Below are 23,875 nucleotides of genomic sequence, written 5' to 3' on the forward strand. Positions count from 1 at the left end.
CGCAAGCTGAAGCTGAAGCTTGTCGTGACGGCGCGGTCCGCCCTCGGAGGCAGGCCGCGATCAATCTCAGACTCTCGCTCCAGACTCAGCATCCGCCGCCGATCGCCGCATCGACCGGGCCTGGGCTTGGTCGTCGGATGCCGGTTCAAGTCCGGCCCGCGCAGCTTTTCTTACGATGCGCGGTAGTTCAAAGGCAGAACACGACGACATGATGACTGACCCGAGCCCTTAAACGATGCCGGCGTGCGCAGCTGGGCGGCATCCAAGGACCCGGGGGCAGGCTACGCCCCCGGGTCCGCTTCTTTGGGGCATGACGGCTGCGCATGACGAACCGTGGCGGTTGTAGCTCGGCGCTAGTCATATGATCATCTCGTGGGTAGTGGTGATGTCCCCCGAGAGGCCGCGCCGGTTCGCCTCCTGGTTTCCCCGGCGTTCGGCAAAGCAGAGTCGCGTCAGCACTGGAAGGACACGCTGGATCAGACAATTCCGTTCGCTGAACCCGCCACGACGAGAAGATGGCGGCAGTCACTACGGGCGACGTCGTGTTGTTCACGGGGAAGAACCATGTCAGAGCCGTCGGGGAGGTCGGAGCGATCTTCCGGAACACCTCGTTCGCAGATCTGCTGTGGCCGCCGAAGTCCGGTGGTGAGAGCTGGCATACGGTTTACACTCTGCGCGAGTTCGAGCCGACCGAGGTTCCCTACGCGACACTGAACGCTCTCCTGGGGTACAAGTCCAACTTCGCCTACCCGGGGCAGCTGGTGCTTTCCGGCGAGCAGGCGCGAGCGGCGATTGACGGACTGCTCATCAGGACCCGCACCGCCCTGGAGGAATCCGGTGCGGAGGAAGCATTTCCCGGAGCGGTGCGCGAAATGCCGTTGGAGCAGCAGCACACGCGCTTCACCACGGTCGAGCGCGCAGCCCGGCAGTTGCTCTTCAACCGCGATGAGGCAGCCTTGGTCATCGAGTTTCGCGGCACGCTGATCGGTCCGGAGCCGAATCGGTTCGCCTGTGCGGCGGGCATCTGCGATATGTATCTGGACGGCCCTGAGGGGCGGGAACTCATCGAGGCCAAGTCCGCCGTCGATCGGTACCATGTGCGCGCCGCGCTGGCCCAACTGCTGGATTACGTCCGCTACATCCCCGGCCGTGTCGACCGCCTCTCGGCGCTCTTCCCGCAGCCGCTCGCTCCAAAGGAACGCGGTTTTCTGCACCACTACGGTGTCGACATCATCCATCGAGCCGCCCCTGGTGTCTTCGAACGAGTTCCGGCCTCCGCCGACGCGCGTGAACGCATGCGGGAGCTGTGGGAACGCTCGACGCCATGACCCCGGCCAGGCAGTGTCGAACCGCTTGCGGTCGGTAACGGCCGCATCGTAAGGTCGGCGGTGCGGTCGAATGCGCGGTGCACCATCCGCGGACAGGCCCGCCAGTGGCGCTCGAAGTGACCCGCGCCGGTTCCCGCAACCTCTCCGAGGCCCCGCGTGGACAGAGCCGGGGCCCGCCGAACGTGACGGCGGTTCCGGTGTCTTGCGGGGAGTGAACCCAATGTTCTTCCGTGACCTTTGCCAGTCCGTGCTCCAGCTCGTCAATGGTGTGGCGGTGGAGCTTTCCGTCGCCTGCGTCATGCTCCACTTGCGGAAGTGGATGGACGAGAAGCACTGACCGGTATCCCTCCCCACCACGGACCGTGGCGGGGAGGGCGTGTCTCTCGCATGCGTGGAGCAATTCGGGGAGGGGTCGTTTCGCCGTATGGAAGCGCGAGAGACGACATTTCAGAAACTGATCCAGGGCGATAACCAGTTCCAGATTCCGCTCTATCAGCGCACGTACAGCTGGAAGCGGCACGACCACGAACGTCTCTGGGCCGATCTCACCGAGCAGGTCGCCGCGCTGGCGCAGCCCTCCCAGGCCGAGCCCATGGACGGCGACGAGCCGGTCCGGCACTTCCTGGGGTCCGTCGTGCTCGCACCGCGGCCGCCGCTTCCCGACACCGTTCAACGCTGGGTCGTCATCGACGGACAGCAGCGGCTGACAAGCCTGATGCTCCTCGCCTGCGCACTACGCGACCACGTCCGTGCCTTCGACTCCTCCAAGGCGGACCTGATCCATCGGCGCTACCTCGTCAACGAGGAGGACTACACCGGGCTCGATGCGTACCGGCTCCTTCCGACACAAGCCGACCGGCCCGCCTATCTCGCCTGTGTCGATCAAGCCCCGTCCGCCGGGGGCGAGGACAGCATCGGACGGGCATACCGCTTCTTCCGGACCGCTCTCGCGGAACACGATCCCGACGGAGATTGGGACGCGGTGCGCTACATCGACCAGGCGCTCCGCCACCGTCTGTCATTGGTCACCATCACGGCCGGGCCCCGCGACAACGTCTACCGGATCTTCGAGTCGCTGAACAACACCGGTGTGCCGCTCACGCAGGCCGACTTGCTGCGCAACTACCTCTTCATGCATCTGCCCCGCCTCGGCGAGGAGGTGTACGAAAAGCTGTGGCTGCCGATGCAGACCGAGCTGGGCCCGGACCGCTTGGTGACGTTGGCCTGGCTGGACCTCGTACTACAGGGGGACACACGGGCCAAGGTCGGAGAGGTGTATCAGAGCCAGCAGCGGCGGCTTGCGGCCATCGCGGCCTCCGCCGGTGAGAAAGGTCTGCGTGAGGACGTCGACCGACTGCGCCGACTCGGTTCCGTCCTGCTGCGTCTGATCGAGCCCGACCGGGAGCCGGATCAGGCTCTGAGAGAGGCTCTGAACCGCCTGGCCGAGTGGGGCGGGGAAGTGCACTATCCCCTCGCACTCCACATCCTCGACCGGGTGAACCGTGAGATCGCCACTCCCGAGGAGGCCGTCCGCGCGCTGTCCTATGTGGAGAGCTTTCTCGTGCGCCGCATGGTCTGCTACGTACGCACCAACAACCTCAACCGGGTCCTCGCCGCCGCGCCCTCCGAGCTGGAACAGGACAGACCGCTGCACGAAGCGGTCCACCGGTACCTGTCCGGTCCCCGGCGCTACTGGCCGAGTGACGCGCAGCTGCGGGAGGCGGCGCGCTCTCAGCCGTTCTACTGGCACGGCAAGAGCGGGCAGCGGGCGTATGTACTGCGGTGCCTGGAAGAGAGCTACGAGGGGGCCGAGCCGGTCGACTTCTCGCGTGCCTGGGCCACGATCGAGCACGTCATGCCGCAGACGCCGACCGATGACTGGCTCGGCGTCCTCGCCGAGGACGCCGATGGCGACAGCACAGCCGAGGAGCTGCACGAGACCCTGGTCCACACCCTCGGCAACCTCACCCTGACGGGGGAGAACACCCGGCTGTCCAACCATCCGTACGAACGCAAGCAGCAGATCTTCGACAACAGCGCCCTGCGGATGAACCGCGAGATCGCCGGCACCGAGCGCTGGGGCAGGGCAGAGATCCTCGCTCGCGCCGACCGGCTGGCCGACCGCGCCGTAGCGCTGTGGCCCGCGCCGCTGGCCGCGGATTTCGCCGAGACGGACGAGCGCACGGAATGGATCGTTCTGCGGCAGATCCTGGCCGGACTCCCGGCGGGCACGTGGACCACCTACGGGGATCTGTCGGCGGTCATCGGCATGCATCCGCGCCCACTCGGCAATTACCTGGGGACCCGTCGCGGCGTTCCCAACGCGCATCGGGTGCTCACCGCCTCCGGGGCGCCGGCCCCTGACTTCTCCTGGCCCGACGGCCGTACCGAGACACAGCGTCAGGTCCTGGAGCGCGAAGGGGTTGTCTTCCGCGAAGTGACCGCGGATCCCGCGCAACGGATGCGCCCGGCGGCCCTGGCGGAACTGGCGGGCATGGAACTGCCCGCGGATTCCTGGGCGTCGGCATCGGACGACGGGCTCCCGGCGGAGGACCGGCCTGCCAACTTCCGTCGACAGCTGCGGAAGAACCACCCCTCCATTGCCGAAGGTCTGCTGTCGGTGCTGGCGCATTGGGAGAACGCGGGTGGCCGACTGAGCTACGGGGCGGCGGCCGAGACGAGTTGCTCTCCTCTGCTGAAGCAGGGGCTAGGACTTCAGGGATCGATCTGGCCAGTCGCTATCTATCCGGAAAGCGGTAGGGTCGAGGTGGTGTTTGAATACCTGAGCCGCAGGGATCCGTTCACCCGCCCGGAGCTGCTCAAGGAGTTTCTGGAGCGTGTCAACGCGATACCGGATGTCGATCTCGTCGTCTCCACCGAAGAGCTGCATCGCAGGCGACCGAGCTTTGCCATCGAGGCGCTTTCCGGTCCTGGATTGACGCAATTCCAGGAGATTCTCGAGTGGTTCCGGCGGCAGTCGACGCAGGGCCGATAGTCAAGGAACCGGGGTGGATGACGGCTGCGGTCCCCCCGCGCCTGTCGCGCACGTCGAGCCGGAGGCCCGAGGAGCGGTGAGCGCGACGTCCTCAAGGCGGACACTCATGGACGTCCACACCTCGGCGCCGTCCTTGGTCGGCTGTGGGCCCCACAGCCAGATCCGGTCCCCGGTACTGCCGAACGTAAGTACCGCACGTCTTCTGGGCAGCGGGCCGTTGTAGACCGCGATGTCGTCGCTGAGAGGCCGTACGCACATCAGCTTGCCCCGCAGCCCGTAGTACCCGGCCGGCGTGTGCCCATCGCGTACGGCGTCCGCCGCGTTCATCATCGCAGAGCCCGCACCGAGGATTCCGAAGGCCAGCGCAGTCACCACGTACTGGACGGCGACGATGGGCAGGAGGAACGTGGGCAGATCGCCTGATCGCTCGCGCCAGTGAAGGTGGCGGGCCCAGCCCGCGATGCCGAGAGCCACGAGGGCGAAGCCGGATGCCAGCGCGACGGGCTTGAACGCGGCATAGATGAGCGAGTACTTCGTGACCGGGGTGGCGTCGAACGGGATGTGGAAGCCGTAGGTGAGATAGACGGTGTAGAGGAGCGTCCCGAACCACGGCAGGACGACGGGCAGGGGCAAGGCCAAGAGTGGGACGAACCAGCTGGCGTTTCTGCTGAACCACGAGGGCACGAGCGCATACCAGACACCCACCAGCAGCGTCACGGCCAAGGGGAAGCCGACCAGGCTGAACAGCAGCAGTTCGCCCACGCCCAGGGGGAAGACTGCCATCAGCAGGTATCCGCTGTACGAGCCGGCATACGCCAGGGCCAGTCCCAACCCCAGCCGGCGCCACCGAGACCGGACGGAGCGCCCGAAGAGATTGCCCAGCGGCAGCGCCAGCGCCAGAGGCGGCAGCAGAGCGGCCAGACCCCAGTGGCTGTCCACCGAACGCAGCACGCCTCCGCTGAGGACGCAGATCAGCCAGGCTGCGAGGTGGCGCGCCACGACGAGGGCCAGGGAGAGGTGCCGGTCCGCGGCGGGGGTGGACGGATCGGGCTCATCCTCGGCGTCGTCCGGCGGATCGGGTGGTCCGTGCAGGGCGGAGACGGCGGGGTCGAAGCGGCCTCCTCCCATGTCGTATCGACCCATTTCGGCGAGTGCGGCAGCGCGGTTCGGCGGCCCCGGCAGGGATACCGCCTGCCGGCCGTGCGACCCGTCAAGGCGCCAGGTCAGGCGTAGCAGCCACCGGGCGAACGGCCTGCCGTCCGTCGGCGGCTTCGGTATGACGACGTACTCCGTGCGCCGCTCACGTTCGGGCCGGAGCAGCTGCGAGTGGCGGACCCACAGCCCGAGGCGCGCGCCGGCAGCGATGTGCTCGACCTGCCGTACGGCGGCCTTACGGGCTCGCTGAGGTGCGCCGCGCAGCCGGACCTCGATGATGAGCGGTCGGCGGCGCGGGCCGACGGTGACAAGCTCTTGGCCTTCGGGGGCGCGTACGGCCCAGCCTTGGCCGCTCAGCAGATCGGTGGCCAGGGTCAGCTCGTCCGGGTGGTCCGTCACCTCGGCGAGTATGCGGACACGGTGGAAAGGCGGGCTGGGCGGGCTCGGCATCGCTTCCTCGCTGTCGGCCTGGTTTGTCGGGTGGCGTGGACGGCACGCCCAGGGCAGCGCCGCGCTCGTCACGGTACGTAACTGCGCGTGGCCCGTGAACATCAGCCCCCCGGGTCACCCCGGGACGTTGCCGCCGCTCCGGTCGCCGCGGAGGCGGCGTCGGAGCTTGCGGAGGGCGGGGAAGCGGTCGCGCTTTTCGCGGGTGCTGCGGTCCAGTTCTTCCATGAGGCGCCGGGAGCGCTGTTCCATGTCGAGTTCGGCGAGGATGCGGTCGACCTCGGCGAGCAGGGCGCCCTGGAGCTGCCATTGGCCCGGGTGGCGCTGGACGCGGCGGAGCAGGAGGTGGGCGGCCTCGTCGCGGCTGGTGTGGGCTCGGGCCAGCTCGGTGGCCAGGTGGGATTCGGCCTCCTCGGCGTTGGCGCTGACCGGGCTGGTGACCAGGACGGCGAAGCTTTCGACGGCGGCGGCGGTGTAGCGGAAGAGGTCCTCCAGCGCCTCGGCCACATCGGCGGGGAAGAGGGGTTCGTCCGTGCGCGTCTTGGCGAGGTCGGTGAGGGTGCGGGTGAGGACGCGCAGGACGACCGTGCAGATCTCCAGGGTGTCCAGGCCGGTGCGCAGCACCACCCGGTGCAGCAGGCCCTCCTTGACCCGGGGGTTGAGGCGGACGCTGTCCTCGGCCTGCCGGAGGGCGGCGTCGACCTGGGAGATGTCGTGGTCGAGGCGGCGGGCTTCGTGGAGGCGGGCGGCGGCGCGTTCAACCGGGGTGGGGCTGCCCAGCTCGTCGGCCATGTGCAGCAGGAGCTGACGCATCCGGCGGGCCAGGTCCACGATGGACTCGCCCGCGGTCTGGACCCAGACGGGCGGCGCGAGCAGGAAGTTGAAGGCCAGTCCGACGGTGGCCCCGATCAGGGTCTCCAGCACCCGGGACCAAGCGGTGGTGGTCACCTGGCTCACGCCGAGGACCAGCATCGCGCTGATCGCCACCTCGGGAACGAACTCGCTCACCCGTGCGAAATGACCGGCCGTCAGCGAAGCGAGGATGATCAGTCCCAGGCTCCACCAGGTCAGCCCGACCAGGATGGAGAACGCGATGGCGAGCAGGACGCCCACCACCACGGCGTTCACACGTCGGATGCCGGTGGTGAGGGTCGCGAAGAGGGTCACCTGCACCACGAGCAGCGCGGTGAGCGGGGCGGTCAGCGGGGCGGCTTCGGTGCTCAGTTGGAGGGCAACGACGTAGGAGATGGTCGCGGCCGCCGCGGAACGCAGGGTCTGGACGACGACGGGGGCTTTGCGGCGCTTGACGAGATCCGCCACCGGGTCGAGGACATCAGGCACATGCTTGTCCCTTCCCGCTGCGTACGCGACGGGTACCGCGCCGCCGCCCGGCCACCTCGGACGGGCTAACGTGTGGGTCGTGATCAGGCCATTCAAGGGGACCGAAGACGACGAGGCGCTGCCCGGGAGCACCGGCCCCACCGCCACCGTCGAAGCCGAGCCGCGCCAGGTCGGGCGGGTACGGACCGAGTACGCACCGGATCCGGACGGGGACCCCGATCCGGGCGAGATCGTCTGGACGTGGGTTCCGTACGAGGAGAACGACGGCCGCGGCAAGGACCGGCCGGTGCTGGTCGTCGCGCGTGAGCGCGGCGGCACGCTGCTGGCCGTACAGCTGTCGAGCAAGCGGCATGACGGCGACCACGAGTGGGTGGCGATCGGCGCCGGGCCGTGGGACCGGGCCGGGCGCGACTCCTGGGTCGACGTGGACCGCGTTCTGCGGGTGCATCCGGAGGGCATGCGGCGCGAGGCGTGTGCGCTGGACCGGCCGCGCTTCGACCTGGTCGTGATGCGGCTGCGGCAGCGGTACGGCTGGCGCTGAGCCACACCGGCGTCAGGTGTCGGCCAGTGCCAGCAGCTTGGTGACCGTGTTCCAGTTGCGGGCGGTGGCCGTCACCCCGAGCCGGGGGTTGGTGAGCTTCGCGGCCAGCTTGGAACGGCCGAGTCCGCCCGGCAGGTGGAGGTAGAGCTCGCGCCCGACGAGCCGGAACTCGTCCGGCGCGTACGCGGGTGCGTCCAGCGCGTCCAGCGCCGAGGTGTCGCTGGGCACGTCCGACAGGAAGACCACGTGCAGGGTCTTGGGCTCGGCCACGGCGGCGGGGTACGGGTTGGCGTCGACGACGGCGGCCAGCTCGTCGCGGGTCCGCACCATCACGGGTACGGAGAAGCCCAGGTCGGCGGCGAAGGCGTCCTCGAGCGTGCGGGCCGTGCGGTCGGGCGGGGTGCCGGGGTCGGCGAAGACGATGTTGCCGGTCTGGAGGTGGACGGTGACGTCCTCGAACCCCAGCTCGGCCATCAGCGCGCGTTGCCGCGCCATCGGGAACTTCTTGTTGCCGCCCACGTTGATGCCGCGCAGCAGCGCTATCTGGGATGCCATGGCCGGATCTCCTGACGTGACGCCTGCGGGGAGCGTACCCGCAGCACGTCAGGAGGGGCACGGCATCATGGGATGGGTGCGGCTCGAAGCGATCACCTGGGAACGGCTGACCGACGCGACCGCCGACCGCATCGCCGGGATGACGGCGGCGGACGGCGGCCCCTGGCTCAGGGTGGCGGTCGACGGCGCCCCCGCGGCGCGCCCCGGGGAGCTGGCCCGGGACCTGGCGGAGGCGCTGCGGATACGCGGGCGCCCGGTGCTCGTGGTCGCGGCGGCGGGGTTCCTGCGGCCCGCGTCACTGCGCTACGAGTACGGGAAGCGGGACGCCGACGCGTACTACGACCGCTGGCTGGACACCGGAGCTCTGTGGCGCGAGGTCTTCACCCCGCTGGAGCCGGGGCCGGGCGGCACCGGGCGGGTGCTGCCCGACCTGTGGGACCCGGCGACCGACCGGGCCACCCGCAGCCCCTATGCCGAACTTCCGCCGGGCGGGGTGCTGTTGCTGCACGGCGCGCTGCTGCTGGGGCACTGGTTCCCGTTCGACCTGTCGGTGCATCTGTGGCTGACGCAGGCCGCCCTCGGCCGCCGCACCGAGGAGGACGAGCGCTGGATGCTGCCCGCCTTCGCGCGGTACGAGGACGAGGTACGGCCCGTCGAGAGCGCGGACGTCGTGGTGCGGGCGGACAACCCCCGGCACCCGGCGTGGCACCGCCCGGAACCGTAGGGCCGCCTGGGGGGACCGGTCCTGGGTCCGTTCCGATAAGTGCCGGGAGTTTCCCGGGATTGCCTGGAGGCCGTCCGTCCGCGTTCGCGCGCTACTTCTTCTGCGGGCACTCCTTCCACGCGAAGTGGTAGGTGGTGCTCACATCGCCGTCCGTCGAGTCCATGGTGATGAAGCTCGTCGTGTCCGTGGTGTTCGACGATCCGGCGTTGACCCGCAGTTCGGTGTTGATGTTGAAGTTCCGCAGCTCACCGCAGGGGGACCAGACCACGGTGGCGATGTCGGCCGTGTCGGTGACCTGCCAGTTGTCGTCGTAGGAGCCGCTGAAGTCATGCGAGCTCGACGTCGTCTGCGACTGGCCCTGGAAGTAGTAGCTCGCCTTCTCGGTGGCGGAGGCGCCTTTTTCCAGGTGGGCGTAGCCCCGGTAGTCGACGCTGGCGATGGCGTAGGAGAAGCCCTGCGGCACATGCGTGACCAGGTTCAGCTGGCAGTTCTTCCTGAAGTCGGTCGGCTTGGAGCCCTTGCCCACCTGGGCGAGGTAATTGCTGTACGTGACCGTGAACGCGGTGTTGTCCGGAGAGACGGCCACCGCCGCCGTTCCGGCCGGGCAGCCCGAGCCGTTGACGGTCGCGACCTTGATCACGATCTTGTCGGGTGGCACGGTGTCGAACGGTGGTTGCGCGTATGCCTGAGAGGTGAGCGTCGAGGCGAATAACGCCGCGACCACGCCGCCTGCGTACAGAACACCGGGCATGATTCTCCATTCGATGGTGGATTTACCCGGCCTGCCGGAGGGCCCCGCCCCGCTGGAAGGGTTAGGGGCATTCCTTCCAGGCCAGGTGGTAAATGGTGTTGGCTCCGCCGTCCGTCGAGTCCATGGCCATGAAGCTGGTGGTGCCGGTCGCGGAGGTGCCCGCGCTTACCCGCAGTTCGGTGTTGATGTTGAAGTTGCGGTCCTGGCCGCACGGCGCCCACACCAGGGCGCTGTATTCGGTGCTGTCGGTGGTCTGCCAGTTGTCGTTGTACGGACCGCTGAACTCATGGGTGCGCGATGCCGTGTCCGACGACCCCTGGAAGTAGTAGCTCGCCTTCTCGGTGCCCTTCGCGCCCTTTTGCAGGGAGCCGTAGCCGCGGTAGTCGACCTGGGCGATGGCGTAGGTGAACCCCTGCGGCACGTGAACGCCCAAGTTGAGCTGGCAGTTCTTGCGGATGTCGGTGGGGTTCGAGCTGGGGCCGACCTGAGCGAGATAGTCGCTGTAGGTCACGGTGAATGCCGTGTTGTCACCGGCGACGGCCACCGCTGCGGTCCCTTTCGGGCAGCCCGAGCCGTTCACGGTATTGACGCTGATCTGGATCTTTTCCGGCGGTACATCGGGGGCCGAGGAAACACCCTGGGCGGAAAAGGCAGAGGCGAATAACGCCGCGGCCGCGCCGCCGGCGAGCAGAACACCGGACATGGCTCTCCAATTCGATCATCGGGGGACGTGGTTGAGCCGTGAAGGAACGCGTACGTCTTTCGAGCGTGAGCGGGAAGAGCGGAGGGAAGAGCAGAAGGAAGAGCGGAAGAACGAAAGAGCGTCGCCGCGTACCTGAATGTGCTTGCGTAGCATTCTCGCCGGGTGGGGCCCGCGAGCGCTCTTAAGGTAAGGGCGGAACGGGGCCATGACAAGATGGCGGTGGTTTTCCTTGGCAAGATATTTTCGAACCCGGTAACCGGAGAACCCTTCCGGGTCAGAAAAGCGGTTGCGGAAGCACCCCTTCCAGGGCCAGCAGGGTCCGCTTGGTCTCCAGCCCGCCGCCGAAGCCGCCTATGCCGCCGTCGCTCTCCACGACCCGATGGCAGGGAACCACCACCGGCAGCGGATTGCTGCCCATGGCCACCCCGACCGCCCGCGCCGCGTCCGGCTCGCCGACCCGGCGGGCGAGGTCCTGATAGCCGACGACCGTGCCGTACGGAACGTGGGCGGCCAGCTCGCGCAGCACCCGGCGGTTGAAGCCGGTGGACAGGGACCAGTCCAGCGGCAGGGTGAACGCGTGGATCCGCTCGGCGAAGTAGCTCTCCACCTGCCGTATCGCCTCGGTCAGATGGGCGCCGGGCTCGGGCGCGGGGCCGGTGCCGAGGCGGCGGGTGAGCCGGTCGACGGCCGCGGCCGCCGTCTTCCGGTCGGCGTGGAAGACCACGTTGACCAGCCCGTGGCCGGTGGCCGCGAGCAGCAGGGGACCGATGGGCGTGTCGGACACCGCCCAGGACCAGTCGTGGGTCTCCTGCCGCTCGGACTGCCGCTCCGGCTGCCGCTGCTCGTTCGTCACACCTTCAGCGTAGGCGGGGGGTCCAACAGCCCCCGCCGCCGTCAGCAGCCGTCAGCGGATGTCGTCCAGCGCCTCCCGCACCACATCGGGCTTGTTGGTGATGATCCCGTTCACCCCCATCCGCGCGACCTTGACCGCGGTCGGGCCGTCGTTCACCGTCCAGGTGTAGACCTCCAGCGGACGGCCGTGGGCACCGCGCACCGCCTGGATCTCCTTCACGTACGCGGCGTCGATCGTCGTGTGGCTCGGGTTGATCTGGTCCGCGAACTCCGCGTACCGCGGCAGATCGGCGACGGCCGGGGTGCCCAGGAAACCGGTCTTGACGTCCCGCCGCAGCTTGTGGACCGCCTGGACGGAGTCGGCGCTGAAGCTCTGCACGATCAGCCGTTTGAGGTGCTTGCGGTCGAGCCAGCCCTCCCGGCGCAGCTCGCGCAGCGACTGCCGCTCGATGCCCGGGTACAGTTCCGGCGCCTTGATCTCCATCAGCAGCTTCTGATGGTTGTCCGAAACCCGATCCAGGTACTCCTCCAGGGTCGGCACCGGCTCGCCCGCGAACTTCGACCCGAACCAGCTCCCGGCGTCAAGTTTCTCGATCTCGTCCAGGGTGAAGTCGGAGATCTTCCAGGGGGCGCGGTCCGGGAAGACCTGCTCGACGTCGGTGGTCCGGTTCAGGGTGGTGTCGTGCATGATGATCAGCTCCCCGTCCCGGGTGCGCTGCACATCGTTCTCCACCCAGTCGATGCCCAGGTCATCGGCGGCGTCGACGGCGGCCAGCGTGTTCTCGGGGGCATAGGCGGAGGCGCCCCGGTGCGCCACCGTGACCGTGTGGTGGTGCGATGTGCCGGCGGCGGCCTGCGCCGCCGTGGGGAGGAAGAGCGCCGAGACACCCAGGAGAGCGCCGGATAACGCGGCGGCGGGGCGGATCTGCATACGGACTCCTCGCGTCGTCTGACTCGTGGACGGCCGAAGCGTGCCAGACCAGCCGTACCGGAGGACAGTCACAGAAAAGCCGTACATTGATCCATCCCGTACCCCTCCCGGAGCGGCCCCGGGAGCGGGAGGCCCGGTCGTTGTCAGTGGCGAGTCGTACGGTGGGTCTCATGCGGCCCGTGACTCAGATCGAACGCAAGGTGGCGCCCTTCGAGGTCGTCAGCCCGTACACGCCCAGCGGCGACCAGCCCACGGCCATCGCCGACCTGGACCGGCGCATCAGCGGCGGTGAGAAGGACGTCGTGCTGCTCGGCGCGACCGGTACCGGCAAGTCCGCGACCACCGCGTGGATGATCGAGAAGCTTCAGCGGCCCACACTCGTCATGGCGCCGAACAAGACGCTGGCGGCCCAGCTCGCCAACGAGTTCCGCGAGCTGCTGCCGAACAATGCCGTCGAGTACTTCGTCTCGTACTACGACTACTACCAGCCCGAGGCGTACGTACCGCAGTCGGACACCTACATCGAGAAGGACTCCTCGATCAACGAGGAGGTCGAGCGGCTGCGCCACTCCGCGACGAACTCGCTGCTCACCCGGCGCGATGTGGTCGTGGTGGCGTCCGTCTCCTGCATCTACGGCCTGGGCACCCCGCAGGAGTACGTGGACCGCATGGTGCCGCTCAAGGTCGGCGAGGAGACCGACCGCGACCAGCTGCTGCGCCGCTTCGTGGACATCCAGTACGCCCGCAACGACATGGCGTTCACCCGGGGCACCTTCCGGGTCCGCGGCGACACCATCGAGATCTTCCCGGTCTACGAGGAGCTGGCGGTCCGGATCGAGATGTTCGGCGACGAGATCGAGGCGCTGTCGACGCTCCACCCGCTCACCGGCGAGGTGATCAGTGACGACCAGGAGCTGTATGTGTTCCCGGCCAGCCACTATGTGGCCGGACCCGAGCGCATGGAGAAGGCCATCGCCGGGATCGAGGCCGAGCTGGAGCAGACCCTGGCCCGGCTGGAGAAGCAGGGCAAGCTGCTGGAGGCCCAGCGGCTGCGCATGCGCACCACGTACGACATCGAGATGATGCGGCAGATCGGCACCTGCTCCGGCATCGAGAACTACTCGCTGCACATCGACGGCCGCGAGGCCGGCTCCCCGCCGCACACCCTCCTCGACTACTTCCCGGAGGACTTCCTCCTGGTCATCGACGAGTCGCATGTCACCGTGCCGCAGATCGGCGCGATGTACGAGGGCGACGCGTCCCGGAAGCGCACGCTGATCGAGCACGGCTTCCGGCTGCCCTCCGCGCTCGACAACCGCCCGCTGAAGTGGGAGGAGTTCCAGAAGCGGATCGGCCAGACCGTCTACCTCTCCGCGACCCCCGGGACGTACGAGATGTCCCGCGGCGACGGCTTCGTGGAGCAGATCATCCGGCCGACCGGCCTGGTCGACCCCGAGGTCGTGGTCAAGCCCACCGACGGCCAGATCGACGATCTGATCCATGAGATCCGCACCCGCACCGAGAAGGACGAGCGGGTCCTCGTCACCACCCTCACCAAGAAGATGGCCGAGGACCTGACGGACTACATGCTCGAACTGGGCATCCAGGTGCGCTATCTCCACAGCGACGTGGACACCCTGCGCCGGGTGGAGCTGCTGCGCGAGCTGCGCGCGGGCGAGTACGACGTCCTGGTCGGCATCAACCTGCTGCGGGAGGGCCTCGACCTGCCGGAGGTCTCGCTGGTCGCCATCCTCGACGCGGACAAGGAGGGCTTCCTGCGCTCCGGCACGTCCCTGATCCAGACCATCGGCCGCGCCGCCCGTAACGTCTCGGGCCAGGTCCACATGTACGCCGACAAGGTCACCCCGGCGATGGAGAAGGCCATCGACGAGACCAACCGCCGCCGGGAGAAGCAGATCGCGTTCAACGAGAAGAACGGGATCGACCCGCAGCCCCTCCGCAAGAAGATCGGCGACATCGTGGCGACCCTCGCGCGCGAGGAGATCGACACCAAGGAGCTGCTGGAAACCGGCTACCGCAAGTCGGCGGACCAGGGCAAGGGAGCGGGCAAGGGGCAGAAGGCGCCGATGCCCGCCCTGGCGTCCCACAAGGCGGGCGGCAAGGGGGCGAAGGACGGCGAGCTGACCGACCGTCCGGCCGCCGAACTGGCCGAGCTGATCGAGGAGATGACCGACCGGATGAAGGCCGCGGCGGCGGAGCTCCAGTTCGAGGTCGCGGCCCGGCTGCGGGACGAGGTCGGAGAGCTGAAGAAGGAGCTGCGGCAGATGAGGGAGGCCGGGCTCTCCTGACCCCTGGGGCGGTTGGGGTCCGCCGTGGTCGCGCTGTGGTTCCGCCATGGTCCCGCTGTGTTGCAAGACCGACACAAAAGCCCGCTCGCCTGGCCGGAGTGCAGGTGGCCGTGCATAGGGTTTTCGGGAGGGCCGTGCACACGGCGCGGCGGTGGCCGTGCCGCGGCTAGGTCCTGCCCGGCGGATCTTCGCGGCCCCGCGAAGATCCGCCGGGCAGGGCCTGAGGCCACGGGGAAACCGAGAGACGAGAGTAGGGACAGCGCGTGACGGTCAACATGTCCAAGGGACAGGCCATCAGCCTGCAGAAGGCCGACGGGGGCACCCTGACCGCGGTGCGGATGGGACTGGGCTGGCAGGCGGCGCCCCGCCGCGGACTGTTCGGTTCCCGTACCCGTGAGATCGACCTCGACGCGTCGGCGGTGCTCTTCGCCGACAAGCAGCCGACCGACGTCGTGTTCTTCCGCCACCTGGTGAGCGACGACGGCTCGGTGCGCCACACCGGCGACAACCTGGTCGGCGGCGCCGGTCAGGGCGGTGACGACGAGGCGATCCTGGTCGACCTCCAGCGGGTGCCGGTGCACATCGACCAGATCATCTTCACGGTGAACTCCTTCACCGGCCAGACCTTCGCCGAGGTGCAGAACGCGTTCTGCCGACTGGTCGACGAGACCAACGGCCAGGAGCTGGCCCGCTACACCCTCACCGGTGGCGGCCAGTACACCGCGCAGATCATGGCCATCGTGCAGCGCGAGGGCAGCGCCTGGCAGATGAAGGCCGTGGGCGAGCCCGCCAACGGCCGTACCTTCCAGGACCTGATGCCCCACATCGTGCCGCACCTGTAAGCGGAAGTGGTTGTCCCGTCGGCCCGGTGGTGCGTCTGCCCGCCGGGCCGACGCGCTCATGCGGCACCGTCCGCACACCACCACGGCGACAACCACGCGGCACCGCGCACCACCACGCACACAACGGAACACAACGAGGGGACGCACGATGACGGCCGAGCTGGTCCGGGGGCAGAACCACCCGCTGCCCCAGACCCGTTTGGAGATCCGGATCTCGGCGGGTAATCCGATCGTGGCCGGGGCGACACTCGGCGATGAGCAGGGCACGGTGCAGGGCGTGGAGTGGGTCGCGCACCCCGCCTCGCCGCAGCTGCCCGGCATCGAAGTGTCCAAACAGGCGGCGGCCGCCCATCGGCTCGCCGTCGACCTCGACGCGCTGCCCGAGGGCGTCCACCGGGTGCATGTGCTGCTCGCCCTGGTGAGCGGGGCCGGCGGCCCGGTCCGGTTCGGTGCCATGGCCGCGCCGTCCGTCGCCGTCACCGGCCTCGACGGCACAGAGGTGGCCGGTTACACCATCACCGACCTGGACGCGGAGTCCGCGGTGGTCGCCCTGGAGCTGTACCGCAGGCAGGGCGCGTGGAAGGTGCGCGCGGTGGGCCAGGGGTACGCTGGCGGGCTGGCCGAGATGCTGCGGGACCAGGGGCTGCCCCAGGCCGCCGAGCTGGCCGCCGAGATCAACGACGCGGTGGCGCGCGGCATGGCCCGTTCGGTGGCCCAGCCCCCGCCTCGTGCTGCCGGGGACGACGGCCGGGTGCGTACGGCCACGGCGGGTACGGGGGCCGCGCCGGACACCCCGGCCCAGCCGCAGACCCAGGCAGGGGCCCAGCCGTCCTCCGCGGGGGACACGTCCGCGGGGGCGTCCCCCGGCGGGCCGATCAACTACCAGCACCCCGGGCGCCGTACCGCCGCGCCGCCCACGCCACCCCCGGCCGCGCCGCCCGCCCCGCCCGGACAGCCCGCGCGGCCCGTCGCGGGCGACGCCTCCGGCTGGACCATGGACGAGCGGCTCTACAACCAGGTCTGGGGCATGTTCGAGGACCTGGCCCGTACCACCGCCGCCTATCGCAGTGCCGTCGACTTCGCCGAATCCCGGATGGAGCAGGAGCTGGACAAGGTCCTCTCCGACCCGCGCACCCGGGTAGGCCCCGCGGCCGACACCGCCCGCGCGCAGGCCCGCGCCAAGCAGGCCGGACTGGTCGAGCAGGCCCGGACCGCCCTCGACCGCGACCTGGCGCAGCTGACCGCCGAGGCCGAGGTCGTCGAGCCCGCGCTGCCGCCCGCGTACGCCCGCTGGGACAGCCCGGTCTGGCAGGGCTATCAGGTGCCGATGGAGGTCCCGATGGCGCTCCGCCTGGGCGATCTGCACCTTCCGGAGCGCACCGGACTGCGCATCCCCATGCTGGTGCGGCTGCCGCTGGAGCGCGGTCTGTGGATCGACGCGGGACGCACCGGCTCCGCCCACGGCGCCCTGCTGGACTCCGCCGAGCTGCGCAGGCTGGCCGCCGAGACGGCGGTGGCGCACGCGGCGCGGCTGCTGGCGGTGTATCCGGTGGACGAGTTCTCGCTGCACGTGATCGACCCGGCGGGCTCGGCCGCGGCGTCGCTGGCCCCGCTGGTGTCGTCCGGTGCGCTGCGTGAGCCGCCGGTGGCCGGGGCGGCGGGGGTGTCCTCGGTGCTCGCCGCGCTGACCCGGCGCGTCGACCTGGTGCAGATGGCGGTCCGCAGCGGGGCCACCGACGCGCTGCCGCCCGATCTGGACCTCGCCCAGCAGCTGCTGATCGTCCACGACTTCCCGCACGGCTTCGACGACCGGGCCGTCACGCAGCTGCGCTACCTCGCGGACGAGGGGCCCTCGGTCGGAGTGCATCTGATGATGGTCGCCGACCGCGAGGACGCGCAGGCGTACGGGCCGGTGCTGGATCCGCTGTGGCGCTCGCTGCTGCGGATCACCCCGGTCGCCGACGATCACCTCGCCGACCCCTGGGTCGGCCACGCCTGGACGTACGAGCCGCCGCTCGTCCCGGCGGGCAGCCAGGTGCTCCAGCGGGTGCTGGGGCAGGTGGGACGGGCCCGGGAGGCGTACGGGCGCTGATCCGGAAGATCATTACTCGTCAACGTCCCCGCTGAGCAGGGTATTTGCCTTTCTCTTTACTCTTTCATGGGGGTTCCTGTACTCTTCTTTACGCGGAGGGGAGTACTCCTTAGCGGTGTTCCCGTCACCACGGATCGCGCCCGTGCACCTTGAGTCGGGTCGGGCGCGGTCCCGGGGCACCGGTCCGTGGCGCGAGCCCGGGCGGAAGAGACCTCCGGCAGCGACGACGCTGAAATTGCCGTACGAATGCCGGAGGATCCGTGGACGTTTCCGTGGCCATGTGGGGGCTGACGATTGTCGGTCTCTGCGCCCTCATCGCCGTCGACTTCTTCATAGGCGGCCGCAAACCGCATGAGGTCTCCCTCAAGGAGGCCGGTATCTGGACGACCGTCTGGATCGTCCTCGCCGGGCTCTTCGGGCTCGGGCTGCTGGTCTTCGCGGGCGGTCAGCCCTCCGGCGAGTTCTTCGCGGGCTTCATCACCGAGAAGTCGCTCAGCGTCGACAACCTCTTCGTCTTCGTCCTGATCATGGCGAAGTTCGCGGTGCCCACGATCTACCAGCAGCGGGTGCTGATGGTGGGCGTGCTGATCGCGCTCGTGCTGCGCGCGGTCTTCATCGCCGCTGGCGCCGCGATCATCTCGACCTTCGCCTGGGTCTTCTACATCTTCGGCGCGTTCCTCATCTGGACCGCCTGGAAGCTCATCCAGGAGGCGCGCTCCGATGAGGAGGAAGAGGAGTTCGAGGAGAACCGCCTGCTCAAGGCGGTCGAGAAGCGCGTCCCCTCCACCGACCAGTACCACGGCACCAAGCTGTTCATCATGGAGAACGGCAAGCGGCTGATGACGCCGATGCTGATCGTCATGCTGGCGATCGGCACCACGGACGTCCTCTTCGCGCTGGACTCCATACCCGCGATCTTCGGCCTGACCCAGGACCCGTACATCGTGTTCACCGCCAACGCCTTCGCGCTGATGGGTCTGCGCCAGCTGTACTTCCTGATCGGCGGGCTGCTCAAGAAGCTGGTCCACCTGTCGTACGGGCTGTCGGTCATCCTCGGCTTCATCGGCGTCAAGCTGGTGCTGCACGCGCTCCACGAGTCCGGGGTGCATGTCCCGCAGATCTCCATACCGGTGTCGCTGGGTGTGATCTGCGCGGTGCTCGCGGTCACGACGATCACCAGCCTCTACGCCTCGAAGAAGCAGGCCCTGGCGGAGGCGGGGACCGGGGAGGGCGGGTCCCGGGACAGGGACAGCGCCGACGTCTGACGCCTGTCCGTCCGGGCGGGCCCGTCCCTCAGGCGGCCCGCCCGTACGACCCGGGGCTCAGGCAGTGGCCTCCCCGGCCTCCAGAGGCCGCACGGCCGATCGTCCGCCCGTCGGACGGTCGGCCGTCGGGCGTGTATCCGGCAGCAGGGCGAAGCAGCCCAGGCTCAGCAGTGCGACCGCGGTCAGATAGGCCGCGACGCCCCAGGGCGGGCCGTCGCCCTGGGAGACCGCGGTCGCCACGATGGGGGTGAGCGCGCCGCCGAGCACCCCCGCGAGGTTGTAGCCGAGCCCCGCGCCCGTGCAGCGCACCCGCGGCTCGTACAGCTCGGGCAGATAGGCCGAGGTCACGGCGAACAGGGTGATGAAGGCGAGCAGCGCGCCCAGGAAACCCAGGAACATCAGGGGCGGCTCCCCGGTGCGCAACAGCGCGATCAGCGGGAACATCCACACCACCGTGGCCGCGCAGCCCAGCAGGCACAGCGGCCGCCGTCCGAAGCGGTCGCCGAGATGGGCCGCCAGGGGCGTCACGGCACCCTTGACCGCCACGGCCGCCATGATGCAGCCGAGCATGACGGTGCGGTCCACTCCGAGCCGCTCGGTGCCGTAGGCGAGGGACCAGGTCGTCACCGCGTAGAAGACCGCGTACCCCACCGCGAGCCCGCCCGCGGTCAGCAGCACCAGCCGCCAGTGGCCGCGCACCACCTCGGCCAGCGGCGCGGCGGCCCGTTCGCCGCGCTCGGCCAGCTCCCGGAACTGCGGGGTCTCGGTCAGCTGGGCGCGCAGCAGCAGCCCGGCGGCGACCAGCAGCCCCGCGCCCCAGAACGGCACCCGCCAGCCCCAGGAGCGGAACGCGGCGTCGGAGAGCGTGGCGGACAGGATCAGCATCGTGCCGTTGGCCAGTAGGAAGCCGATGGACGGGCCGATCTGCGGAAAGCCCGACCACAGGCCGCGCCGCCCGGCGGGCGCGTGCTCGACGGTCAGCAGCACCGCGCCGCCCCATTCGCCGCCGAGCCCGAGCCCCTGGAGGAAGCGGAGGGTGAGCAGCAGGGCGGGGGCGGCGATGCCGATGCTGTCGTACGTGGGGACGAAGCCGACCGCGACCGTCGCGACGCCGGTCAGCAGCAGGGAGGCGATGAGCACCGGCCGCCGGCCGTGGCGGTCGCCGAGCGGCCCGAGCAGCATCGCGCCCAGCGGCCGGGAGACGAACCCGGCGGCGAAGGTGCCGAAGGCCGCCAGGGTGCCCGCGAGCGGGGAGAAGGTGGGGAAGAAGAGCGGGCCGAGGACGAGGGCCGCGGCCGTGCCGTAGACGAAGAAGTCGTAGAACTCGATGGCGGTGCCGGCCAGGGCCGCGGCGGCGAGGCGGACCATGGATGGAGCGGATGGAGCGGATGGAGCGGATGGAGCGGATGGGGCGGACGGGGCGCGGTCGTCGTCGCGCGGGACGTCGTGCATGCCGCGCCAACAGCCGCCGCGGACCCCCGGTTACGGGGCGCGCGGCGGCGAGCGGCGCGATGCGGGGGTGAAGGGGGCGCTACCAGCCGCGCTCGCGCCATGCGGCGAGGTGCGGGCGCTCGGCGCCGAGGGTGGTGTCGTCGCCGTGGCCCGGGTAGACCCAGGTCTCGTCCGGGAGCCGGTCGAAGAGCTTGGTCTCGACGTCGTTGATCAGGCTCTGGAACGCCTCGGGGTCCTTCCAGGTGTTGCCGACGCCGCCCGGGAACAGGCAGTCGCCGGTGAACACGTGCGGATGGCCGTGCGGGTCGTCGTAGACCAGGGCGATGCTGCCCGGGGTGTGGCCCACCAGATGGCGTGCGGTCAGCTCGACCCGGCCGACCCGCACCGTGTCGCCGTCCTCGACCGGCACGTCGGTGGGGACCGGGATGCCCTCGGCGTCGTACCGGCCCGCCAGGGTGCGGGCGCCGGTGGCGTCCACCACCTCGCGCAGCGCGTTCCAGTGGTCCTGGTGGCGGTGGGTGGTGACGACGGAAGCGATGCCGCTCTCGCCGATCAGTGACAGCAGGGTCTGCGGGTCGGCGGCCGCGTCGATCAGCAGCTGCTCGTCGGTGGCCCGGCATCGCAGCAGGTACGCGTTGTTGTTCATGGGGCCGACCGCGACCTTCGAGATCATCAGATCGGGCAGTTCGTGTACGTCCGCCGGTCCGCCGACCGTCACAACTCCGCTGTAGGTCATGGCCTCAGCCTAGTCCTGGAGGGGCGGGCGGCGTGGGGCCGGGGGCGCGGTGGCGGCAGGGGAATACCGGGGGCGTGATGCGCCTTTTATCCGGTAGCGCCTGCCACACGATCGGGTGAACCGGGCACGCGGGCCCCGCAAATCGAATGTGCGTGCTATAGGCTCGGTGTGCTGCATCCTTAAGACATCGCCGTGGCGCCCCCATACCCTGGGTCGGGGGCTTCGCTCCGCTCCGTCCTGCCCGTCGGGAGGGACTCGGGAGCGGGCCCGGCGCACCCACCTCTCCTCAAGAAAGGTGCCGACCGGCGTGGCCGACCGTCTCATCGTCCGTGGCGCTCGCGAGCACAATCTCAAGAACGTCTCGCTCGACCTCCCGCGTGACTCCCTCATCGTCTTCACCGGACTGTCCGGGTCGGGCAAGTCGTCCCTCGCGTTCGACACGATCTTCGCCGAGGGGCAGCGCCGCTACGTCGAGTCGCTCTCCTCCTACGCGCGGCAGTTCCTGGGCCAGATGGACAAGCCCGATGTGGACTTCATCGAGGGCCTGTCCCCGGCGGTGTCGATCGACCAGAAGTCGACGTCCCGCAACCCGCGCTCGACCGTCGGCACCATCACCGAGGTCTACGACTACCTCCGGCTGCTGTTCGCCCGCATCGGCAAGCCGCACTGCCCGGAGTGCAGCCGCCCGATCGCCCGCCAGTCGCCGCAGGCGATCGTGGACCGGGTGCTGGAGCTGCCCGAGGGCAGCCGCTTCCAGGTGCTCTCGCCGCTGGTGCGCGAGCGCAAGGGGGAGTTCGTCGACCTCTTCTCCGACCTCCAGACCAAGGGCTACAGCCGGGCCCGGGTGGACGGCGCGACGATCCACCTGTCCGACCCGCCGAAGCTGAAGAAGCAGGAGAAGCACACCATCGAGGTGGTCGTGGACCGCCTCACCGTCAAGGACAGCGCCAAGCGGCGGCTGACCGACTCGGTGGAGACCGCGCTCGGCCTCTCCGGCGGCATGATCATCCTGGACTTCGTGGATCTGGACGAGGACGATCCGCAGCGTGAGCGGATGTTCTCCGAGCACCTCTACTGCCCGTATGACGACCTGTCCTTCGAGGAGCTGGAGCCGCGCTCCTTCTCCTTCAACTCGCCGTTCGGCGCCTGCCCGGACTGCACCGGGATCGGCACCCGGATGGAGGTCGACCCGGAGCTGATCGTTCCGGACGAGGAGAAGTCGCTGGACGAGGGCGCCATCCACCCCTGGTCCCACGGCCACACCAAGGACTACTTCGGCCGGCTGGTCGGCGCGCTCGCCGACGCCCTCGGCTTCCGTACGGACATCCCCTGGGCCGGGCTGCCGCAGCGCGCCAAGAAGGCGCTGATGAACGGCCACCGCACCCAGATCGAGGTCCGCTACCGCAATCGGTACGGCCGCCAGCGGGCGTACACCACCGCGTTCGAGGGCGCGGTGCCCTTCGTCAAGCGGCGGCACACGGAGGCGGAGAGCGACAGCAGCCGGGAGCGCTTCGAGGGCTATATGCGCGAGGTGCCCTGCCCCACCTGTGAGGGCACCCGCCTCAAGCCGATCGTCCTCGCGGTCACCGTGCAGGAGCGGTCCATCGCGGACGTCTCCGCGATGTCGATCAGCGAATGCGCCGAGTTCCTGCGGAACATGGAGCTGACCGCCCGCGAGAAGACCATTGCCGAGCGCGTCCTCAAGGAGGTCAACGAGCGGCTGCGGTTCCTGGTCGACGTCGGCCTGGACTATCTCTCGCTCAACCGGGCGGCGGGCACGCTCTCCGGCGGCGAGGCCCAGCGCATCCGGCTGGCCACCCAGATCGGCTCCGGCCTGGTGGGCGTGCTGTACGTGCTGGACGAGCCGTCGATCGGTCTGCACCAGCGCGACAACCACCGGCTGATCGAGACGCTGGTGCGGCTGCGCGACCTCGGCAACACTCTGATCGTCGTGGAGCACGACGAGGACACCATCAAGGCCTCGGACTGGGTGGTGGACATCGGCCCGGGCGCGGGTGAGCACGGCGGCAAGGTCGTGCACAGCGGGCCGCTGAGCGAGCTGCTGGTCAACGAGGAGTCGGCGACCGGCCACTATCTGTCGGGCAAGAAGGCCATCCCGCTGCCGGGCATCCGGCGTCCCATGGACCCGGAGCGGCGGCTGACGGTGCACGGCGCCCGGGAGAACAACCTCCAGGACATCGACGTGTCCTTCCCGCTCGGCGTGCTCACGGCAGTCACCGGCGTCTCCGGATCCGGGAAGTCCACCCTGGTCAACGACATCCTCTACACCCATCTGGCCCGCGAGCTGAACGGGGCGAAGACCGTCCCCGGGCGGCACACCCGGGTCGCCGGTGACGATCTGGTCGACAAGGTCGTCCATGTCGACCAGTCGCCCATCGGCCGTACGCCGCGGTCCAACCCGGCCACGTACACCGGGGTGTTCGACCATGTGCGCAAGCTGTTCGCCGAGACGATGGAGGCGAAGGTGCGCGGCTACATGCCCGGGCGCTTCTCCTTCAACGTCAAGGGCGGCCGCTGCGAGAACTGCTCCGGTGACGGCACGATCAAGATCGAGATGAACTTCCTGCCGGATGTGTATGTGCCGTGCGAGGTCTGCCACGGCGCGCGCTACAACCGGGAGACGCTGGAGGTGCACTACAAGGGCAAGTCCATCGCCGAGGTGCTGGACATGCCCATCGAGGAGGCGCTGGACTTCTTCGAAGCGGTGCCGACGATCGCCCGCCATCTGCGCACCCTCAACGAGGTCGGCCTGGGCTATGTGCGGCTCGGTCAGCCCGCGCCCACCCTCTCCGGCGGCGAGGCACAGCGCGTCAAGCTGGCGAGCGAGCTCCAGAA

General features: G+C 69.4%; 18 protein-coding genes. 9 read left to right on the plus strand and 9 right to left on the minus strand.

The window, feature by feature from the left end:
* The first annotated feature begins 515 nt into the window (after positions 1-515).
* Positions 516-1,328, plus strand: coding sequence for a hypothetical protein (locus SSOG_RS47060; protein ID WP_009718773.1), 813 nt, complete (start codon positions 516-518; stop codon positions 1,326-1,328).
* A 424-nt stretch (positions 1,329-1,752) separates the two neighbouring features.
* Positions 1,753-4,323 (plus strand): GmrSD restriction endonuclease domain-containing protein, encoded by a 2,571-nt coding sequence (locus tag SSOG_RS33875; protein ID WP_039939308.1) that lies wholly within the window; start codon positions 1,753-1,755, stop codon positions 4,321-4,323.
* Here SSOG_RS33875 and SSOG_RS33880 read toward each other — a convergent pair whose 3' ends face one another.
* Together SSOG_RS33880 and SSOG_RS33885 are read right to left on the minus strand one after the other, a co-directional pair.
* A complete protein-coding gene (locus SSOG_RS33880; RefSeq protein ID WP_154686010.1) occupies positions 4,324-5,877 on the minus strand; it encodes a hypothetical protein in 1,554 nt (517 codons plus the stop codon). It abuts the gene before it with no gap.
* A gap of 165 nt (positions 5,878-6,042) precedes the next feature.
* On the minus strand, positions 6,043-7,266 hold the full coding sequence (locus tag SSOG_RS33885) for an FUSC family protein (protein ID WP_009718776.1): 1,224 nt from the start codon (positions 7,264-7,266) through the stop codon (positions 6,043-6,045).
* A gap of 79 nt (positions 7,267-7,345) precedes the next feature.
* Here SSOG_RS33885 and SSOG_RS33890 point away from each other — a divergent pair, with 79 nt between their 5' ends.
* Positions 7,346-7,807: a type II toxin-antitoxin system PemK/MazF family toxin gene (locus SSOG_RS33890; protein ID WP_009718777.1), complete on the plus strand. Its 462-nt coding sequence runs from the start codon at positions 7,346-7,348 to the stop codon at positions 7,805-7,807.
* Positions 7,808-7,819: 12 nt separating this feature from the next.
* On the opposite strand, the gene SSOG_RS33895 is transcribed toward SSOG_RS33890, so the two are convergent.
* On the minus strand, positions 7,820-8,362 hold the full coding sequence (locus SSOG_RS33895) for a DUF1697 domain-containing protein (RefSeq protein ID WP_009718778.1): 543 nt from the start codon (positions 8,360-8,362) through the stop codon (positions 7,820-7,822).
* A gap of 76 nt (positions 8,363-8,438) precedes the next feature.
* Here SSOG_RS33895 and SSOG_RS33900 point away from each other — a divergent pair, with 76 nt between their 5' ends.
* Positions 8,439-9,086, plus strand: coding sequence for a nucleoside/nucleotide kinase family protein (locus SSOG_RS33900; RefSeq protein ID WP_009718779.1), 648 nt, complete (start codon positions 8,439-8,441; stop codon positions 9,084-9,086).
* 91 nt (positions 9,087-9,177) lie between these two features.
* On the opposite strand, the gene SSOG_RS33905 is transcribed toward SSOG_RS33900, so the two are convergent.
* From SSOG_RS33905 to SSOG_RS33920, 4 genes are all read right to left on the minus strand, one after another.
* The gene (locus tag SSOG_RS33905; protein ID WP_009718780.1) at positions 9,178-9,837 is read right to left on the minus strand and encodes a DUF4360 domain-containing protein; all 660 of its coding nucleotides are present in this window, start codon (positions 9,835-9,837) and stop codon (positions 9,178-9,180) included.
* Between the two features lie 61 nt (positions 9,838-9,898).
* On the minus strand, positions 9,899-10,540 hold the full coding sequence (locus SSOG_RS33910) for a DUF4360 domain-containing protein (protein WP_009718781.1): 642 nt from the start codon (positions 10,538-10,540) through the stop codon (positions 9,899-9,901).
* Positions 10,541-10,814: 274 nt separating this feature from the next.
* The gene (locus SSOG_RS33915) at positions 10,815-11,393 is read right to left on the minus strand and encodes a methylated-DNA--[protein]-cysteine S-methyltransferase (RefSeq protein WP_009718782.1); all 579 of its coding nucleotides are present in this window, start codon (positions 11,391-11,393) and stop codon (positions 10,815-10,817) included.
* A 51-nt stretch (positions 11,394-11,444) separates the two neighbouring features.
* Positions 11,445-12,323, minus strand: a complete 879-nt coding sequence (locus SSOG_RS33920; protein WP_009718783.1) for a glycerophosphodiester phosphodiesterase — start codon at positions 12,321-12,323, stop codon at positions 11,445-11,447.
* 170 nt (positions 12,324-12,493) lie between these two features.
* On the opposite strand from SSOG_RS33920, the gene uvrB reads away from it, so the two are divergent.
* The 4 genes from uvrB (at position 12,494) to SSOG_RS33940 (ending at position 18,831) form a co-directional block, all read left to right on the plus strand.
* Entirely contained in the window at positions 12,494-14,632 is a 2,139-nt protein-coding gene (uvrB, locus tag SSOG_RS33925) for an excinuclease ABC subunit UvrB (protein WP_039939309.1), read from the plus strand.
* A 263-nt stretch (positions 14,633-14,895) separates the two neighbouring features.
* Positions 14,896-15,474, plus strand: coding sequence for a TerD family protein (locus SSOG_RS33930; RefSeq protein ID WP_009718785.1), 579 nt, complete (start codon positions 14,896-14,898; stop codon positions 15,472-15,474).
* Positions 15,475-15,622: 148 nt separating this feature from the next.
* On the plus strand, positions 15,623-17,566 hold the full coding sequence (locus tag SSOG_RS33935; RefSeq protein WP_039939310.1) for a TerD family protein: 1,944 nt from the start codon (positions 15,623-15,625) through the stop codon (positions 17,564-17,566).
* A gap of 260 nt (positions 17,567-17,826) precedes the next feature.
* Entirely contained in the window at positions 17,827-18,831 is a 1,005-nt protein-coding gene (locus SSOG_RS33940) for a TerC family protein (RefSeq protein ID WP_078510462.1), read from the plus strand.
* A 57-nt stretch (positions 18,832-18,888) separates the two neighbouring features.
* On the opposite strand, the gene SSOG_RS33945 is transcribed toward SSOG_RS33940, so the two are convergent.
* Entirely contained in the window at positions 18,889-20,199 is a 1,311-nt protein-coding gene (locus tag SSOG_RS33945; RefSeq protein WP_009718788.1) for an MFS transporter, read from the minus strand.
* 163 nt (positions 20,200-20,362) lie between these two features.
* Positions 20,363-21,019, minus strand: coding sequence for an MBL fold metallo-hydrolase (locus SSOG_RS33950; protein ID WP_009718789.1), 657 nt, complete (start codon positions 21,017-21,019; stop codon positions 20,363-20,365).
* 307 nt (positions 21,020-21,326) lie between these two features.
* Here SSOG_RS33950 and uvrA point away from each other — a divergent pair.
* On the plus strand, positions 21,327-23,875 hold a 2,549-nt coding region (gene uvrA / locus SSOG_RS51980), incomplete at its 3' end, for an excinuclease ABC subunit UvrA (RefSeq protein ID WP_039942140.1).

Origin of the sequence: Streptomyces himastatinicus ATCC 53653 (genome assembly GCF_000158915.1) — a bacterium.
GTDB lineage: Bacteria > Actinomycetota > Actinomycetes > Streptomycetales > Streptomycetaceae > Streptomyces > Streptomyces himastatinicus.